This window comes from bacterium (assembly GCA_029210545.1).
Classification (GTDB): Bacteria; BMS3Abin14; BMS3Abin14; order BMS3Abin14; family BMS3Abin14; genus JARGFV01.
On sequence record JARGFV010000049.1, the window covers coordinates 1 to 17776 of the forward strand.

The 17776-nt window shown below is 55.9% G+C and carries 14 protein-coding genes; 8 read left to right on the forward strand and 6 right to left on the reverse strand.

The window, feature by feature from the left end; translation table 11 throughout:
* Positions 1–112: 112 nt before the first annotated feature.
* The 7 genes from gmd to P1S46_06905 all read left to right on the forward strand — a co-directional run bounded on the left by gmd (position 113) and on the right by P1S46_06905 (position 8557).
* Complete coding sequence (gene gmd / locus P1S46_06875) at positions 113–1153, forward strand: GDP-mannose 4,6-dehydratase (protein MDF1536209.1); 1041 nt, start codon at positions 113–115, stop codon at positions 1151–1153.
* Between the two features lie 107 nt (positions 1154–1260).
* Positions 1261–2202 (forward strand): GDP-L-fucose synthase, encoded by a 942-nt coding sequence (locus P1S46_06880; GenBank protein MDF1536210.1) that lies wholly within the window; start codon positions 1261–1263, stop codon positions 2200–2202.
* On the forward strand, positions 2199–3674 hold the full coding sequence (locus P1S46_06885; GenBank protein ID MDF1536211.1) for a mannose-1-phosphate guanylyltransferase/mannose-6-phosphate isomerase: 1476 nt from the start codon (positions 2199–2201) through the stop codon (positions 3672–3674). The genes P1S46_06880 and P1S46_06885 overlap by 4 nt, the downstream gene beginning before the upstream one ends.
* Positions 3675–3751: 77 nt before the next feature.
* Positions 3752–5221, forward strand: a complete 1470-nt coding sequence (locus tag P1S46_06890) for a phosphomannomutase/phosphoglucomutase (GenBank protein ID MDF1536212.1) — start codon at positions 3752–3754, stop codon at positions 5219–5221.
* Positions 5222–5329: 108 nt separating this feature from the next.
* Positions 5330–6193 (forward strand): decaprenyl-phosphate phosphoribosyltransferase, encoded by an 864-nt coding sequence (locus P1S46_06895; GenBank protein MDF1536213.1) that lies wholly within the window; start codon positions 5330–5332, stop codon positions 6191–6193.
* A gap of 269 nt (positions 6194–6462) precedes the next feature.
* The gene (locus P1S46_06900; protein ID MDF1536214.1) at positions 6463–7542 is read left to right on the forward strand and encodes a DUF362 domain-containing protein; all 1080 of its coding nucleotides are present in this window, start codon (positions 6463–6465) and stop codon (positions 7540–7542) included.
* Positions 7526–8557 (forward strand): lysylphosphatidylglycerol synthase transmembrane domain-containing protein, encoded by a 1032-nt coding sequence (locus tag P1S46_06905; protein MDF1536215.1) that lies wholly within the window; start codon positions 7526–7528, stop codon positions 8555–8557. Before P1S46_06900 ends, P1S46_06905 begins: the two co-directional genes overlap by 17 nt.
* A gap of 429 nt (positions 8558–8986) precedes the next feature.
* Here P1S46_06905 and P1S46_06910 read toward each other — a convergent pair whose 3' ends face one another.
* From P1S46_06910 to P1S46_06920, 3 genes are all read right to left on the reverse strand, one after another.
* Positions 8987–9904, reverse strand: a complete 918-nt coding sequence (locus tag P1S46_06910; protein ID MDF1536216.1) for a hypothetical protein — start codon at positions 9902–9904, stop codon at positions 8987–8989.
* 157 nt (positions 9905–10061) lie between these two features.
* A complete protein-coding gene (amrS, locus tag P1S46_06915) occupies positions 10062–11072 on the reverse strand; it encodes an AmmeMemoRadiSam system radical SAM enzyme (GenBank protein MDF1536217.1) in 1011 nt (336 codons plus the stop codon).
* A 98-nt stretch (positions 11073–11170) separates the two neighbouring features.
* The gene (locus tag P1S46_06920; protein ID MDF1536218.1) at positions 11171–12355 is read right to left on the reverse strand and encodes an FHA domain-containing protein; all 1185 of its coding nucleotides are present in this window, start codon (positions 12353–12355) and stop codon (positions 11171–11173) included.
* 138 nt (positions 12356–12493) lie between these two features.
* On the opposite strand from P1S46_06920, the gene P1S46_06925 reads away from it, so the two are divergent.
* Positions 12494–13582, forward strand: coding sequence for a pentapeptide repeat-containing protein (locus P1S46_06925; GenBank protein ID MDF1536219.1), 1089 nt, complete (start codon positions 12494–12496; stop codon positions 13580–13582).
* Positions 13583–13683: 101 nt separating this feature from the next.
* Here P1S46_06925 and P1S46_06930 read toward each other — a convergent pair whose 3' ends face one another.
* From P1S46_06930 to P1S46_06940, 3 genes are all read right to left on the reverse strand, one after another.
* Positions 13684–16113, reverse strand: a complete 2430-nt coding sequence (locus tag P1S46_06930) for a protein kinase (protein MDF1536220.1) — start codon at positions 16111–16113, stop codon at positions 13684–13686.
* Between the two features lie 202 nt (positions 16114–16315).
* Positions 16316–17011, reverse strand: a complete 696-nt coding sequence (locus P1S46_06935; protein MDF1536221.1) for a PHP-associated domain-containing protein — start codon at positions 17009–17011, stop codon at positions 16316–16318.
* A gap of 129 nt (positions 17012–17140) precedes the next feature.
* The gene (locus P1S46_06940) at positions 17141–17572 is read right to left on the reverse strand and encodes an SH3 domain-containing protein (GenBank protein ID MDF1536222.1); all 432 of its coding nucleotides are present in this window, start codon (positions 17570–17572) and stop codon (positions 17141–17143) included.
* Between the last annotated feature and the right edge of the window lie 204 nt (positions 17573–17776).

Consider the following 17776-nt stretch of genomic DNA (forward strand, 5'->3'; position numbering starts at 1 on the left):
TCAATGACTTACGGAGTGAGTCATTGATTTGGGCGCCCCGCGCGGGGCGCGTTGATGACTTTTTGCGAAGTCATCAAATTTGGAAATAGGACTGCTTTTCAGGAGGTTCTGAATGAAAAAGGCTCTCATAACAGGCATTACCGGCCAGGACGGCTCCTATCTCGCCGAATTCCTGCTCTCAAAGGAGTACGAGGTCCACGGGATCATCCGGCGGGCCAGCACCTTCAATACCGAGCGGGTTGATCATATCTATGTCGATCCTCACGAAAAGGGAGCGCGTTTTTTCCTGCATTACGGGGACCTGGCCGATTCGGGTCAGATCGACAACCTCATCTACAACATCAGGCCTGATGAGATCTATCACCTCGGGGCACAGAGCCACGTCCGTGTCAGTTTCGACATCCCGGAATACACCGGGGATGTCACGGGGCTTGGGACAACCAGAATCCTCGAGGCGATCCGGCGGAGCGGGGTCGAAACGCGCTTCTATCAGGCCTCAAGCAGTGAACTGTACGGGAACTCCCCGCCTCCACAGAGTGAATCGACGCCCTTCGAACCCAGGAGCCCCTACGCGGCGGCCAAGCTCTACTCATACTGGATGGTGGTCAACTACCGGGAAGGGTACGGCATCCACGCCAGCAACGGGATCCTGTTCAATCATGAGAGCCCGAGGAGAGGGGAGACTTTCGTCACAAGGAAGATTACCAGGGCCCTGGCCCGGATCCTGTCCGGAAAGCAGGACAAGCTTTACCTCGGGAACCTCAAGGCCAAAAGGGACTGGGGTTTCGCCCCTGAATATGTCCAAGCCATGTGGCTTATGCTGCAGCAGGACGAACCCGGCGATTACGTCATCGCCACCGGTGAAACGTACTCTGTGGAGGAATTCCTTCACGAGGTTTTTGGTTATGCGGGAGTTGATCCGGACAGGCATGTGGAGATCGACCGGAAATATTTCCGGCCCACCGAGGTGGATGTCCTTGAGGGAGACGCATTGAAGGCACGCAAAACGCTGGGTTGGAAGCCCAAGGTCAAGTTCAGTGAACTCGTGCGTGTGATGGTGGACGCCGACATGGAGGCAGAGGGTCTCGAGCCCGTCGGCGAGGGTAAAAGGATCCTTGAGGAGAAGGGGTTCGGCTGGCTGGGGAAGCCGTAGGCCAGTAATCAGTAGTCAGTAATCAGTAGTCAGTAATCAGATAGTCAGTAATCAGATAGTCCGAAGGTTTTCCCTCTGGAATCTGGAATCGGAATTGGAGGTTTTTTATGGAACTTAGCGGAAAGAAAATACTCCTGACCGGCGGCGACGGCTTCCTGGGCCGGTTCGTCCAGAAAGAGCTGGTCAGGAACGGTGTCGATAAAAATGACATCCGGATCCCGCACTACATCGATAACGACCTGCGCGTGATGGAGAACTGCGTCGCGGCTGTGGAAGGAATAGACCTCGTCATTCACCTCGCGGCCAGCGTCGGAGGGATCGGGTTCAACAGGCGTAACCCGGGTGTGCTGTTTTACGACAACATCATCATGGGGGCCCATCTCATGGAGGCGGCTCGCCGGGAGGGGGTCGGGAAGTTCATCCAGATCGGTACGGTATGCGCCTATCCCAAGTTCACTCCGGTTCCGTTCAGGGAGGAGAGCCTGTGGGACGGCTATCCCGAAGAAACGAACGCGCCATACGGGATCGCGAAAAAAGCGCTCCTGGTGCAGGCGCAGGCTTACAGGCAGCAGTACGGTCTTAACGCCATCTACCTTCTTCCCGTCAACCTGTACGGCCCCGGGGACAATTTCGATCTGGAAGATTCCCACGTTATCCCGGCGCTGATCCGCAAATGTGTCGAGGCGAAAGAGTCCGGATCCAAGGAGATCACGGTCTGGGGTTCGGGTGAACCAACCCGGGAGTTTCTCTATGTCGAGGATTGCGCAAGGGGGATCGTCATGGCAGCGCGAGCCTATGACGGGTCCGAACCGGTCAACCTTGGTTCCGGTGTGGAGATCTGTATAAAAGACCTCGTCAACCTCATTGCCAGGTTGACCGGTTTTACCGGTGAGGTCATCTGGAACAGCGCCATGCCTGACGGGCAGCCTCGACGTTGTCTCGATACCACAAGAGCTTCCGGCTTCGGTTTCAAGGCGCAGGTCCTGTTCGAGGAGGGACTGGCTGAAACGGTGCGCTGGTACAGCGAGAACAGGAGCCGTTTACGATGAACGCCCTTTACGCTCTCGTCCTGGCCGGCGGTTCCGGGGTCCGCCTGTGGCCGGTGAGCCGCCAATTGGCGCCCAAGCAGTTCATCAACCTGATGGGGGAACTCACCTTGTTCCAGCAGACGGTCAAAAGGATGGAAACCAGGGTGTCGGCCGACAGGATGGTTTTCGTGACCTCACGGGAGCACGAGGGAGCGATCCGGGACCAGCTCCGCGGTTATCTCGGCTCAGGGCGCGCTGAAAAGGTCGTCGTTGTGGGTGAACCGGCAGGCCGTAACACGGCTCCGGCTGTCCTGCTGGGCGCCCGGATCGTTTCCCGGCAAAACCCCGACGCTGTCATGCTGGTGGCCCCTTCCGACCACGTCATCCTCGACTCATGTGCCTTCGCGGACGCCGTGGATGAATCCATGTCCGCCGCTGCCAGGGGGATGATCGTGACTTTCGGGATAAAACCCACGAGGCCTGAGACAGGTTACGGCTATATAAGGATCGGCGACCAGGCCGGCAAGGTCTTCAAGGTCGACAGGTTCGAGGAGAAACCGGACGCGGCAAGGGCTGAGGTTCTTTCCAGCGACAGAAGATACCTCTGGAACAGCGGCATCTTCCTTTTTTCCGTCAGGACCATCATGGAGGAGGCCCGGAAACACCTCCCGGAGTTGATGGACGCCCTGGACGGGATCGACCCGGGCGATCTTGCCGGACTGGACGAATGCTACGGGAAGCTCCAGGCTGTTTCCCTGGATCACGGGATCATGGAGAAAACTGACCGTGCTGCCGTCAAACCTGTTTCCATGGGTTGGAGCGATCTTGGAAGCTGGGATTCCTACTACGAGATGAACGATAAGGACATGTTCGGCAACGTGGTCACCGGTGACGCCGTCAGTCTTGACAACGAGGGGTGCCTCGTCGCCGCCGGGAGCCGTTTACTGGGTGTTGTGGGGATGAAAGACACCATCATCGTCCAGACGGAAGACGCCACACTGCTCTGTCCCAGGGGCCGCTCCCAGGAAGTCCGGCGTGTCGTCGAGCACCTCGCGGGAACGGGACGGGCCGAAAGCATGATCCACCCCACGGTGGTTCGTCCCTGGGGAGAATATACGGTCCTCATCGATCAAGGCCGGTACAAGGTGAAGAGGCTCACTGTGGCCCCTGGACAGAAGATGAGCCTTCAGAAGCACGAGCGAAGATCCGAGCACTGGGTGATGGTGAGCGGGGAGGTCGCGGTCGTCAGGGGAGATGAGAACCTCTTGCTGAAACCCAACGAGGGGGTGACCATCCCCGTGGGTATGCTGCACCGGATCGAGAACCCGGGACCGGAACCGGCTGAACTCGTGGAGGTTCAACTGGGCGAGTACGTGGGTGAGGACGACATTGTCCGGTATGACGACGATTATGGAAGGGTTAAAGAAAGTCCAAAGCCCAAGGTCCAAAGGGGAAACCTTCGACCATGGAACGGGGAGCCTGAGGCGCGTTAGCGCCGAGTTCCCATTGCCTCCAGCCTCTTGCCCATAGCCTGCATTTTTAAAACTTGAAACCTGAAATTTTAAACCGTATGGATAATTCTTTTCCTTTTCATATCTTCCGCAAGTACGATATCCGGGGCCGTTTCGGGACGGATATCAGTCGGCAGGTCGCTGCAAGGATCGGGTACGCTTTTACAGTGCTGTGCCGCGAGCGGACCGGCTCCGGTTCCCCCCTCATATCGGTCGGGATGGACGCCCGGGTCCACTCACCGGCTGTCAGGGAAGCGTTCGCGGCGGGTGTCGGCCAGGCGGGCGGACGCTGGGTGGACCTGGGTCTTTGTCCCACACCTTTGGTCTATTACAGCGCGTTCACCCTGGACACGGACGGGTTTGCCATGGTTACGGCCAGCCATAACCCGCCGCCGGACAACGGTTTCAAGCTGGGGATCGGAAAGAATACGATCCACTCCGGGGACATAAAACAGCTGGGCCAGGAGGCATCCGGGAGCCCTGATCTTCCCGACACGTCCACCTTCGAACCGGTCGATCACGTGGACATCATTTCCCTTTACCAGCGCGACATGGTGGACAGGTTTTCAGGGCTCGGGGAAAAGTTGAAAAAACTGGACCGGGCTGTCAGGGTCGTCGTGGACTCGGGAAACGGGACAGCGGGGGTGGTCGTACCACGAATCCTTCGCCAGTTATCTTTCGATGTGGTTGAGCTTTACAGTGAGCCGGACGGTACTTTCCCCAACCATCATCCCGATCCGACCCTCCCCGAGGCGCTGCAGGACCTTACTGATGAAGTCGTCCGCGGCGGCGCCGATGTCGGGATCGCTTTCGACGGGGATGCCGACCGTATCGGTGTCCTGGACGAAAAAGGGCGGATCATCTGGGGTGACATGCTTCTCCTTATCCTGGGTCTGCGGATCATCGACGAATGGCGCGGGGGAGGGGAGAGGGGCGACCCGCCCCTCGTGATCTCGGAGGTCAAGGCATCAAGGCTGCTCTACGACGGGATCGAGGCGGCCGGCGGCCGGTCCCTCATGTGGAAGACAGGGCACTCCCTCATCAAGGCGAAGATGAAGGAAACCATGGCCCAGGCGGCCGGGGAGATGAGCGGACACCTGTTCTTCGCCGACCGGTATTTCGGTTATGACGATGCCCCTTATGCGGCCCTTCGCCTGCTCGAAACCTATGTCGAGGCTCTTTCCACGGGCCGTTGCCGGCACTTTTCAGACCTTTTGAGAGGGCTTCCAGGGCTGTACAGCACCCCTGAGATCCGTGTTTCCTGTGAAGAGAGCGGGAAGTTCGACACGGTTGCGCGGTTTGCGGGATTGCTGGCCGATCACCGGGGCAGCGGAAAGGAGCCGCTCATCGAAGATATCGTCGATATCGACGGTGTTCGGGTGTTGTTCACCGACGGCTGGGGGCTGCTGCGCGCAAGCAATACGGGACCTGTCCTTGTCATGCGTTTCGAGGGGACCGACGAGAAAACGGTAAGACGTTACAGAGGACTTTTCGACCGGCTGCTGGGGGAGGCAAAAGGAACGGTTTGAAACGCGATATTTCGGCTCTTCCGGGAAATGAGTATCCGCGAATCAGATCAAACGTCGAATGTGGATTTATCACTGTGAACTGTAAACCGTAAACGGTAGACTGCCCTTATGCCATATATTCGTCTCCTCAGGCTCCACCAGTGGATAAAGAACGGCTTCGTGCTGGCCCCGCTCGTCTTTGCGGGCAGGCTTCTGGAAATGGACTCCGTGGTCCTGGCCCTTTCAGGTTTCACGGCATACTGCTTCGCCTCCAGCGCCACATACGTCTTCAATGACATCTTCGATCGTGATCAGGATCGCCATCATCCCTTCAAGTGCCGGCGCCCCGTGGCTTCCGGGGAGGTGTCCGTTCCGGCTGCCAATGTCCTCGGTGCCGGCCTTCTCCTCACATCCATCCTCATCGCCGCCGGGGTGGGGATCCCGTTTCTCTGGACCCTGCTGGCCTATCTGGCCCTCCAGGTCGGTTACAATGTCCTGTTCAGGAACATGGTCATCCTTGATATCCTTGTCATCGCCCTCGGGTTCGTACTCCGTGCCGTAGCCGGCACCTACGCCATCGATGTTGTCATCTCGCCCTGGCTGATCCTGTGTACACTGCTCATCGCCCTGTTCCTGGGTTTTGCCAAGCGCCGCCAGGAGATCATCCTCCTTGGGAAAGACGCCGTACAGCACAGGAGGATCCTCCAAAGCTACTCAGTTCCCCTGCTGGACCAGCTCATCGGCATCGTCACGGCGGCCACCATCGTTTCCTACGCCATCTACACCCTTTCACCGGATGTGACGGATCGCATCGGGTCCCCTTACATGATCCTGACGCTTCCTTTTGTGATTTACGGCATTTTCCGGTACCTGTATCTTGTCCACGTGATGGAAAAGGGCGGCAGCCCAACCAGGGATTTTCTCACTGACGGCCCGCTGCTGGTGTCCACATTTCTCTGGGGCGTGGTGTCGGCTGTGCTGATATATCTTTAAGAGCAGTCCAAAATCCATCCACCTTCGCCATCCCCCTTCGTCAAGACTACGGAGGATATGGAGGCTTCGGTGGACATGAAGTCTAAAGTCCAAAGGGGATTAGAGCGGGCAATAGGCAATAGGCGAGAGGCTATAGGGAAGAGCAGTTGGCACGATGAAGAACACGGGCTTTTCAACCATTACCTCAAGCCCCCAGCCCATTGCCGGCCTTCAAAAAACATGGAACGTGAAACGTGAGGCGCACAAGCGCCGAGCGAAGGAGAACGCAGTTGGAAAGATCCAAGGTCGTCGTGCTGAAAACCACCCCTGCATCGGTCGTTGCCGACTACGGTGAACTGATGAGGCGTGCCGGGTACAGGGAGGTTATCGATCCCAAGATCCCCACGCTTCTGAAGCTTAACCTGTCATGGACGAAATATTATCCGGCGTGCTCTTCCCAGCCCTGGCAGGTTCACGGGGTCGTCAAGACCATGATCGACGACGGCTACGAGCGGGACAGGATCATCCCCATCGAGAACAAGACGGTGGTCACTGACCCGATCAAGGGAGCGATCAACAACAGGTGGATGAAGGTTCTTGACGAATATGGCCTGAAATTCACCCCCTTGCCCGACGTCAAGTGGGTCACGCACCAGTTCGCAGGGCCGCTGCTCAAGCTCCACGAGATCTTCCCGGAAGGGATCGAGATCCCGGAGATGTTCCTGGGCAAGAACGTCATTCACCTGCCAACGGTCAAGACCCACGGTCACAGCACGACGACCGGCGCCATCAAGAACTCTTTCGGGGGGCTGCTTAAAACCGTCAGGCATTACGCCCACAAATACATGCACGAGGTCCTGGTGGACCTGATGATCATGCAGAAGGAGCTGCACCCCTGCATTTTCGCCGTCATGGACGGGACGGTCGCCGGCAACGGTGCAGGTCCGAGAACCATGCTTCCTGTGGAGAAGGACTACATCCTGGCCAGTTCAGACAGTGTGGCCATCGACTCGGTCGCCGCCTCCATGATGGGTTTTGACCCCATGAGCATCCCTTATCTCAGGATGTGTCACGAGAGGGGATTGGGGATCGCCGACCCGGCCCGGATCGAGGTCGAGGGTGAGGATATTGAAGGGGTCAACTTCGGGTTTACCGTCAAGCGCAGCTTCGTGATCTGGGGTGACCAGCTCATCAGGAAGGGGTGGCTGCGTCCCCTGGAAAAGATCCTTCTTCATTCACCGCTGGTGGCGTGGGCTCCCTTCGCCTCCAACGTCTACCATGACATATTCTGGTACCCGCTGATCGGCATGCCGGAGATAAGGCGGTTCAACCGCGGCAAATGGGGTCGGCTTTTTGAGTCTTACCGCTAAACCGAAACGGGTCTGGAAGGGCAGAAATATCCTTCTCTGGACCGTCCTTTCGGCGGTTATAATCTTTATCCTGATCAGCCTCATCTCCGATCTCGAGGCCCTGATGAAGGCTCTGGCAGGGTTTCCCCGGATCCTCCTCGTTCCCATCGCCATGTTGTCCCTGGGCAACTATATCCTGCGGTATGTCAAGTGGCACTGGTACCTGAAGCTCATGGGTTACAGGATCAGGAGGTTCCCCAACTTCCTGGTATTCCTGTCAGGATTTGCCCTGACGGTGACCCCGGGGAAGGTCGGGGAGTTCATCAAGGCGTTCATCGTCAAGGAAAGGTTCCAGGTGCCCTATACCGTGTCCACCGCGGTGCTGCTCATGGAGCGCTTTACAGACGTCGCAGCCCTCGTGTTGTTAAGCTGTCTTGGCCTTTTGCTGCGTTTCCTGCATTGGTCTGCGGCCGTGGCGGCTGTTTTCATCCTTTTCGCCTTTCTCATGCTCCTGAGGAACCGGTCTCTCGTGGGCTGGTTCATCCTGGGGATGAGCCGTTTCAAGCTCCTGAAGCGCTTTACAGGGCCCCTGAGGACCTTTTACGAAGAGGGGAGGGTGCTTTTGGAACCCTGGGTCTTCGTTCAGTCGCTGATCCTCAGTCTATGTGCCTGGTTCCTGGAAGGGCTCGGATATGCCCTTGTGGTCTGGAGTTTTAATGTCGGGATCTCCCTCACCGAAGGTGTGTTCATCTATTCGGCGGCCATCCTGGGCGGTGCCTTGACCCTGTTTTTCGGCGGATTGGGGGCCACCGAGGGCGGCATGGTGGGTCTCGGGATCGCCTTTGGCATGTCCACGCCCATCGCGGGGGCTTCGACCGTTATCATACGGGTGATGACCCTCTGGTTTGCGGTTCTCATCGGGTGGAGTGTGTTCCTGACCACCCCCTGGCTGCGCTCTCTTCTCCAGGCAGCGAGGATCGATGAGGACGAAATGACCAGTGAGGAGATCAAGATTGATAAGAGAAAAAGTGTCTAGGAGTCTGGCTCAACCGTTCGCCCTCGCGAGCTGGAATTTGGATGATGCGATCCCGGTTCCTGTATAAGCGGTGTAATCCTTTTCACAAAAACGCCTATAATATCAATCTATTATGCTTCAGTAGTTAACAAGGCGCTTCACCTATGCATTTCATCAATAGCAAGAAAATGGATCCACGAGAAAATGCCGCGCCTTGAAAGGGATGTCCTGGCGGCGCGCGTTGAGGCTGTGCTGGACGTTGTTAATGTACGGGAAGTGCTGAATAAAACAGATGTACCCGTACTGTACATCGCCGCATCACGGGATCGGGTGGTGCCACGGAAGTGCCTGGACGCTGTATCGAGTTGATCTGAGTCAGCCAGATTCAATTACGCATAAGAATGATTATGACAAGTTGCAGGTTGGTCAGGCATATTTCTGTTGATGGTGCTAAAGCTCCAAATGCAACTGCTCAACATTATGTTTTTCAAAGACTTTTCTGAAAATCAGGTATTTCCTTTCATATCGCATTGATGACGGAACATCCTCATATAGGTAACTGTACAACTTACCCACTATCTTCCCAACATAGGAGAACCAGAAGAATCTTCCATCATTCCTTGAATAGATTCGTCTTGGAGGGAACCCGGCTTTTTCCAGTTCGGCAAGCATCCCTTCGATTAACACTTTAGAGCCGCTGAAGAACCTGGCGTGGCAGGAGTTTGCACCATGCTTGCCGATCGATCCATCCCCATCCCAGCATCCTCGGATAAAATGACGCACATACGGTTCAGGGACATTGGGAAATTTGATATTCAGACTTTTACGCTCTGAAATTCCAAGTTCAACCAAACGGTCAAATATCGTGTCGTTGTAAATAGTGAAACTGTAAATAGCACCAGCTGTTGTATGTTCGTACTTCCTCTCCTTCTGGAAAATGATTTTGGCGTTAGAACACATCAAATCAAGAATTTTTCCAAGCAATTCAGGTTCTTTTTGAGCAAAGCTCAGAATTTTTCGCCTTCGTATTTTTGCATTCGCTCCTCGTGTCGGTACTTTTGATATATTTCCATCAGTGGCTAACGCACCCAGCACATAGGCCATTTCTGCTGACCACTCATCAAAGAAATTCTCGTTAACATAGCGTTTTTCCAATTGAACTGTTGTTTTTTCACCTGATTCATCAACCCGATCGAAAGAGATCTTTCCTTTTTCAAGGGCCATGGTTCTGGCGTCACCCAGGGACCTTATTGGTATCTCCCATTTGTTCATCTTCTGGGAAACGGCCTGTCTGGTGATTCCGAAGGTCCTTGCGATATCTGACAGTGATTTCGACTGATCCCAGTAAAGCTCAAAAAGAAGGTCCATGTTCAATTCCTTCGCAAACCTTTTCCCTTTCACCTTGGTTCCGGAGTGCCGCTCCTGGATGAAATCGTTGTAGCATTTCACACACAGACCGCGGGCGACGTGCTTGATCTCCACGGTTCCGCATCCAGTGCATTTGTTGTGCTTTCTAGCCCACATGTTACGGTATCCCATCAAATTCCGCACCACACCCTGGACACGTTCCCCCTTCCGTTATCCTGTTCTCGGCCACACAGAACCCTCTTCTGGTCAGAAGCGTCTCCTCACAGGCGCTGCAGCGGGTGATATCCTCCCCCAGGGAGACGTTTCCCAGGTAAACGTACTTCAAACCGGCTTCCTGCCCGATCTTTTCCGCCAACTGCAGTGATTCGACCGGCGTCGGCGGCCTGTCGGTCATTTTATAGGTCGGGTGAAAACGGGAAATGTGCCATGGGATCTTCGTGTCCACCGATGCGATGAATCCGGCGATGAACTCCAGGGCTCCCCTGTCGTCGTTAAGGCCCGGGATGAGCAGGGTCGTGACCTCCAGCCAGACGCCGATCTCATGGAGGGTCTCGATGGTTTCGAGTACCGGCGCCAGTGCAGCGCCGCAGATCTTCCTGTAATGCTCCTCCGTGGCCCCCTTGAGATCGACATTAGCCGCATCGAGGAATTCTCCGGCGAAACGTGTGGATTCCCCGGTCATGAACCCGTTGGTGACGAAGACGTTGGAAAGCCCCTCTTCATGCGCCAGAACACCACAATCCCTGGCGAACTCCATGAAAACGGCAGGCTCCGTGTAGGTGTACGATATGGACCTGCATCCGGTCCTCACGGCGGCCTGGAGCACCTCCTCCGGGGTCGTCCGGTTCCCGGGAATGGGGTCTCTTTTCGGAGCTTCAAGACTGATCTGGTAGTTCTGGCAGTGGGTGCAGGACATGTTGCAGCCGGCTGTCGCGATGGAATAGGAAAGGGACCCGGGTTGGAAGTGGTAAAGCGGTTTTTTCTCGATGGGGTCCACGCTGGCGGCCACAAGCTTGCCGTAGACGAGGCTGAACAGGGTCCCTCCCCTGTTCTCCCTGACGCGACAGATCCCCCTTTTCCCCGGGACGATGCGGCACCTGTGGGCGCACAGGCTGCACCTGACGGCGCCGTCGGGCAGTTTTTCCTGGAAAAGGGCCGGTGTTGTCATAAAAGTCAGGGCCGTTTACGTTGGTGCGTGTGTGCGTGAAGCGTAAAAAGACAAAGATTTTGTCGCACGTACGCTTGTACGCTCTACGCACGGACGTTCTAACTTCCCGTTGGCTCAAACAGCTTCCTGCAGTTGGGACAGCGGATATGGACCTTTTTTCCGGTGTAAAGGCTTTTGGCTTCAAGTGAACCGGCCGCCTGGCAGTGAGGGCAGGATATCCTTACCTTGGCGTTACGGTCCATGGCCATGGTGGCGTCGTGGCTGTCGGTGGAGACCAGCTGGACGTCTTCGGCAGGCGATCGGGCGAGGACCACCTGGAGGATGTAGCTGCCGATGGTGATACGGTCGCCGTCCTGAAGGGAAAACTCCCTGGTGAAATGCTCGTTGACGAAGATACCGTTGAGGCTGCCGAGATCCCTGACGATAACCTTCCCGCCCCGTTCCTCCAAGGCTGCGTGATGGCGGGAAACTCCCGCGTCACCCAGTACGAGGTCGGCCTCCTCACTGCGTCCGATGATGAAGGGGAACTTGTGAACGCTGACCCTCTTCAAGGTCCTCACCTTGTCACGGATGATGAGTTCGGGAAGGGGGCGGGTGTAATGCCTGTAGACCCCTCCGTTATATAGGGCTTCCCCTTCAACGTAATCCTCGGCGGGACTTGTCCGCATATCCTCGTAAATACGGATCTTGATGTGCTGTCCACGGATCTGGTAGCTTTCGATCCTCTTGAACAGGTCGATCCACTCCAGTCCGCCGGAAGATTCAACGAACTGGTCATAGAAGTACGCCTTGACCACTTTCCCGCCCTGTGCATAGGCGAGGCTGAACTGTCCATTCTGGACCAGTGCCACGAGGGCGTCTTTACGCCCTTCCATGAGCCCCACGACCTGGTTCTCAACCCGGATGAACTCGGCGGATCCCTGGGTCTCGGGATGACACTCCTGGAGGACAAGGATTGATTTGATCAGGACCGGGTCAGTCTTGACGAAGTAGAGGCGGCACTGCGGATGCTGGGCCACGTAGACGAAGAAATCCCTGATGGCTGTCGTTTCGATATCCTGGAAATCGTTGAAGATCCCGGCCGTGTATGGTTTTCGCTGGAAAAACAGCAGGTAGCGCGGCTGCCTTACATCCTGCTCAGATGTGACACAGTAACCGAACTCGAAATCGGCAAGATCACCCTCCCCTTTCAGGATCTGGTCGAAGAAGGCCGGATCGGGTGTCACATCCTCGAGGACCACGGAAGTGAACGGAAAGGGCAGAAGGCTGTGAGGTGTGTCCATTGAAGGTCTCCTGATTAAAGGCAGATGTTATCCCACGAGGAGTTTGTTGACAAGGGTCAGGAGCGAACATACTATGAAGCGTGAAGCGGTTGACTGTGAACCGTAAACTGTGCACTGCAAACCGGCGGAGCTACCCTTTTGGCCGATTACACACCGGAAGAGATACTGAATAAGAGAGGACGGGGTGAAAGCCTCGCGGGCGCCAACCTGGTCCGGATCTCCCTTCGTGGGGAGGACCTTTCAGGGATCGACCTTTCCGGGGCGAACCTGCAGTATGCGGATCTCACCGACGCGAACCTCTGCAAAGCCGACCTGACGGGAGCTGACCTGTCCTACGCCACCCTTAACGGCACCCGTCTCGAAGCCGCCAGGCTGTCTAGGAGTCAACTTGTCGGAGTCGAGATGACCGGTGCCGTTTTATCCGGATCGGATCTTGCGGGCGCGAACATGGACGACGCCAGGATCGGCAATTGCGACCTTGCCGGGGCTGTGCTCACCGGTGCCACGGTACGGCGGGCTTCCGGTGAAAAGGTCCACGCCCCGGGCGGCGTTTTCAACGAGGCCGACCTGGAGGAGGCACAGCTGCCGGAAGCCAATTTCCGTGGAGCGTCCATGATCAGGGCCAACCTGGCCAAGGCTGCGCTGGCAAAAGCGGATCTTTCAGGTTGCGACATGAAGGGGGCGATCCTGACGCGCGCAAACATGGAGGAATCAGTCCTCATGTCGGCCGGATTCGTGGAGGCCAGCCTCGTCAAGGCTAACCTCAAGGGCGTCCGCGCTGCCGGGGCGGATTTCACACTATCCAACCTCACGGGTTCTGACCTTTCAGGGGGAAGTTTTACCAAATCGGTGTTCCGTGGCACAGAGATGTCCCAGACCTTGCTCAACGTGGCCAACTTCACCGAGTGTGACCTGCGTTATGCCAGGTTAACCTATGCCACGGCGGAATCTTCCTCCTTTTCAAAGGCATCCTTTGCCGCCGGCAACCTTTCGGAAGCAAAGTTCAAGAAATGCCAGATCTCCGGCGCGGACCTGTCCGGTGCCAGGATGGCGGGATGCAGTCTGCTGGGTTCTGATCTTTCGGGTTCCAACCTGAGAGGTGCGGACATATCGAGAGCCAATGTGGGCGGGACGAACTTTTCCCGTTCTGACATGACAGGGGCAACCATTGTCGGGACCGATCTCGCCGATGCGAGACTGGAGGGGACGAAGCACCCGGGGGGGTAAAAGGATTAAAATCCAAAATCCAAGATCCAAAAAGGCCACCGTTACGGTGGCTTCCTTTTGCTCTTATCTTGGATCTTAGATATTGGACCTTGGATTGGCTCTCAGGTGAGTAATCCTTTCAGTTCATCAATGGCCCCGGCTACATCGGGGAACCTGTTGGCCGGATCCTTGGCCATGCATCGCATGATGAAACCGGAAAGTTCGGTGGAGATCTCGGGGTTGTGTACCGTGGGGGGTTCCGGTTCGGTGTGAACGTGATGGTAGAGCACATCACCATCCCTGAAGGGGACCTTTCCGGTGATAAACTCGTAAAGAGTGATACCCATGGCATACTGGTCGGCAAGGTGCCCGACCTCTCCCCCGATGATCTGCTCCGGCGACATGTAGTAAGGTGTGCCGGCCATCTGGGTATGGGTTTTCCGCCCTTCCTCGATAACCCTGGCAAGTCCGAAATCCGTGATCTTGACCTGTTTTTCCGCCTTGGCCCAGAGCAGGTTGGCGGGTTTTATGTCCCTGTGGACGATCCCCTTGCTGTGGGCATAGGCCAGGGCCTTGAACACCTGGGCCGTGAGGACAAGGGCGGTCTTGATGGGGAACTTCCCCTGCTGCAGCAGCAGCTCCTTTAATGAATCTCCCTCCACCATCTCCATGATGATGAAGAACTCTCCCCTGTCTTCGTCGGCATCGTAAATGGTCACGATATTGGGATGGGACAGGCGGGCTGCCGATTTTGCTTCCCTGAGAAACATGTCCAGGATCTTCTGGTCTCTGTGGACCTGCGGCGGCAGGACCTTGTACGCAACGACGCGGTCCAGAAGGGTATCTTTTGCTTTGTAGACGACACCCATCCCTCCCCTTCCCAGTTCGTCGATGATCTGGTACCGGCTTGTTTTCCTGCCCCCTCGTTCCTGCGTTGGGGCGACCATGGTCATGTCCGGGGACTGGGCCAGGGGCATGGCCGCTCCGGGCGAGGAGGATCCCAGGACCTTTTTGATATCCTGGACCTGGTCCTTGGCGTCACGGTAGTGGTAGTCCACGAGGAGGATCTTTTCGAGAAACGACAGGGCACCCTGCAGCTGCCCTGTTTCTTTAAGGGCTGCCGCATAGCGGTAATGTGAGTCCAGGTTGTCCCTTCGGACGTTTTCCTCGGCCAGTGCCTTCTGGTAGCTCGCGATGGCCATGGACCATTGGTTCTGATCGTAGAAAATCTCACCCAGGAGATGGTGTGCCTCCTTGAAATGGCTGTCGCTTTCATCCACCTTCTGGAGCTCTACGGTAGCCTCTTTCCTCTTCCCGATCTCCAGGAGGCTCTTTCCGGCCTCGTAATGGATGCCCGCGGTGATGAGGGCTTCGACCTCCCTCTCCTTCTCCCCGAGCTTCCCATAGATACGGGCTGCATCCTCTGCTTTTCCGGCACTCATGAACATGGATGCCGCCTCGGGAAGCCGTCCCATCTCCAGGAGCAGATCGGCGGCCGATTTTTTATCGCCGTGCTGCAAATAGGCGTCCATCGCCAGATCCTGCAGGTCGTTCTCAATGAAAAGCCTGGCAGCGCGGTTCCACTCACCAAGGCGTGAGAACAGTTCGGCGGCCTCCACCGGTTTCCCTTCCGCGAGGAGAGCCTCGGCGACCCGGAGAGCTCCCTCATCGGCATGGTCGGAAGATTCAAGGACACGCGCGGCGGAGGTCGTATCCTTGCCCCGGATGTAAAGGTCGGAGGCTTTCCCTTTTTCCCCCAGTTCCTCGTAAAGGCTGCCCGACTCGGTGTAGCGGCCGCCTAGTTCAAGGGCCTGGGCGGCTTTCAGTTTCTGGCCGCTCTCGAGAAAACATTTCGAGGCGATCAGGGCGATATTACCCGAAACGGCATCTTCCTCGAGAGTGAGAGAAGAGTCCCTTCGGCTGGACCTTTCCTGGAGGGTTCGAAGGAGGAAAGGAGCTGCCCGGTCGTATTCACCAGCTTCGGCGAGGAGTTCACCGGCTTTCTGATAAAATCCGACATTGGCGTAGCACTCAGCCGCTTTTACGGGATGCCCTCCCCTTGCGTAAAAAGGCGCCGCCTCCCCGACCTGCCCGATCCTCAGGAGGTTGTCGGCCGCGTTGGTGTAATCTCTTGCCTTGATGAAAAGCTCAGCGGCTTGTTCATAGTCCTCTATCCGAACAAAACATTTGGCTGCGTTGGCAAAGTCGTTGTTCTGCAGGCAGGCATTGGACGCACTATGGTAATCCTCGATCTTCACGTACATCCTGGCAGCTTCCATGTAGTGTCCGGCTGCCAGGTAAAGGTCACCGGCCTCCTTGTAGCTCCCCTTCTTTTCAGCCTTCTTTGCTTTCCTGACCAGGACTTGAACAGGTCGGTCGTGCTTCTCGTCCGATTCAGGCGCCCTTTTGGAAAGGACGAACAGAAGGAAAAAGAGGATGGAAAGGCCGCCGGACAGGACTGTGATGCTCTCCATAAGGCCGATGCCCCAGGGGGAAGGGATGGATAGCCGGGCGAGGTAACCCTCGATGATGGTCTGGTAGGAGGCAAGCATTTGGAAGGATTATAGGGAAAATAGGCGCAATGCTCAACTCAAAGGAGCAAAACTTCAGGACCTTTATCATTTTCTTGATGAGTTGAGCCTTGCAGTTCAGAAGTGCACAGGCGCATGAGTGCAGTAAACCGCATAAAATGGGCCAAACAAAAGGGCCTCTCGGCCCTGTTTGAGATCTGAAATTTGAAATTTGAGATCAGACTTACTTGAAGATTTGCAGTAGCAGGAACGTAGCGAAGAGCTGGATACCCACGGCGCTGCTGGTGCTGATCCTGGCCGGCCTGGTCACGATAGTGGCTTTGTCTTCCTTTATGGCCTGGAAAATGGAGTGCATCTCCTTTTCCGCGTCAATAAGGGTATAGGTGTAGTTGAGCTGTTTTAAAGAGTGGGCGTCGGAAAGGCCAAGGGTCGGGATGCCATTTTCCCTGGCAAACTCCTGGGCCTTGAGATTGAAGTTGACCTTCCTGGTGTAAAGGTGGCTGTATTCGACGGCGTCGAAAAGGGTCGAAAAACGGTTAAGCAGGTTACCGAGGCAGTTGTAGTTGGGATAGAACGGATGAGGCGCCACGATGAAAGCACCGGCAGCCTTGAGCCGCTTGAGGTCGAAAAATGAAAGGCTGTCCCACTTTTCGCACGTTCCACCCGCATCGCCGCCTACACCATAGATGAGAACATGCTTTCCCATAACCGTGGCCTCTACGCCCGGGATGAGAAGGATGCCCTTGCCAGCAGCGTAGTCCGCCAGTTCACTGTTGTAAGTGACCGTGTTGTGATTGGTGATGGAAAGGACATCGTATCTATGTCCTGCAGCGGCGTCGATAAGTTCTTTGGCAGAGTAGCTCAACTGGTGCCGGGGGTCTTCCTTGGTATGAAGGTGCAGGTCACATTTGAGACGCATATTATAAAATTACCTCCGTGGATTAATAATAACGCACAACTTTTCCAAAATAACAATTTTGTAACAGGATGTCAATGGTCTTCTTTATATTCAAAATCTTGAAAATAAAAGAAATCGCGATTTTGGAGCTTACAGCTCCCAGGAATCGTCGCTGGGTTTACGGTTGTCGTATCTGAACGGCTGTTCCCTCCGATACCCTGCGATCTCTTTTAATTTCCTTCCGACAAACCGGAGCAGTTGCTCCCGCTTCCAGACTGCGACCGCTGACGATGTCAGAAACAGCAGCAGAAAAATAAAACCAGCTACCTTTCCCGCCATGGAAACCGGTTCATCCTTTTCACCTGGTTCTGCCTCTTCGGTATTCGGGCTACCTGACCGCTGCCCCGGCAGAACGTCCACCAGTTTGCCGAAGACCCACGCTTCACGTCCCTGATCGAGGGTTATGAGACACCACAGACCCTCCGTTCTGACGAGGGAAAACGCCTCCCCTTTTTCGGCCTGGAAGAGAACAGGGTATGTCGTACCCGGCCCCTGACGAACGTTGACGACAGTACCTTTCACCTTCACGTAGTCAGCTTGGGTCAGCGGTGGGAACGCAACCAGGAAAAGAAGGCTGAAAGAGGCCAGAATGCTATGTTTTATAATGGTTTTTACCTCCAGCGTTTCAGACAAGATCGACACGTTCAAGGTTGATGGACTCGCAAAAAGTCCATCAACGCGCCCCGCGCGGGGCGCCCAAATCAATGACTCACTCCGTAAGTCATT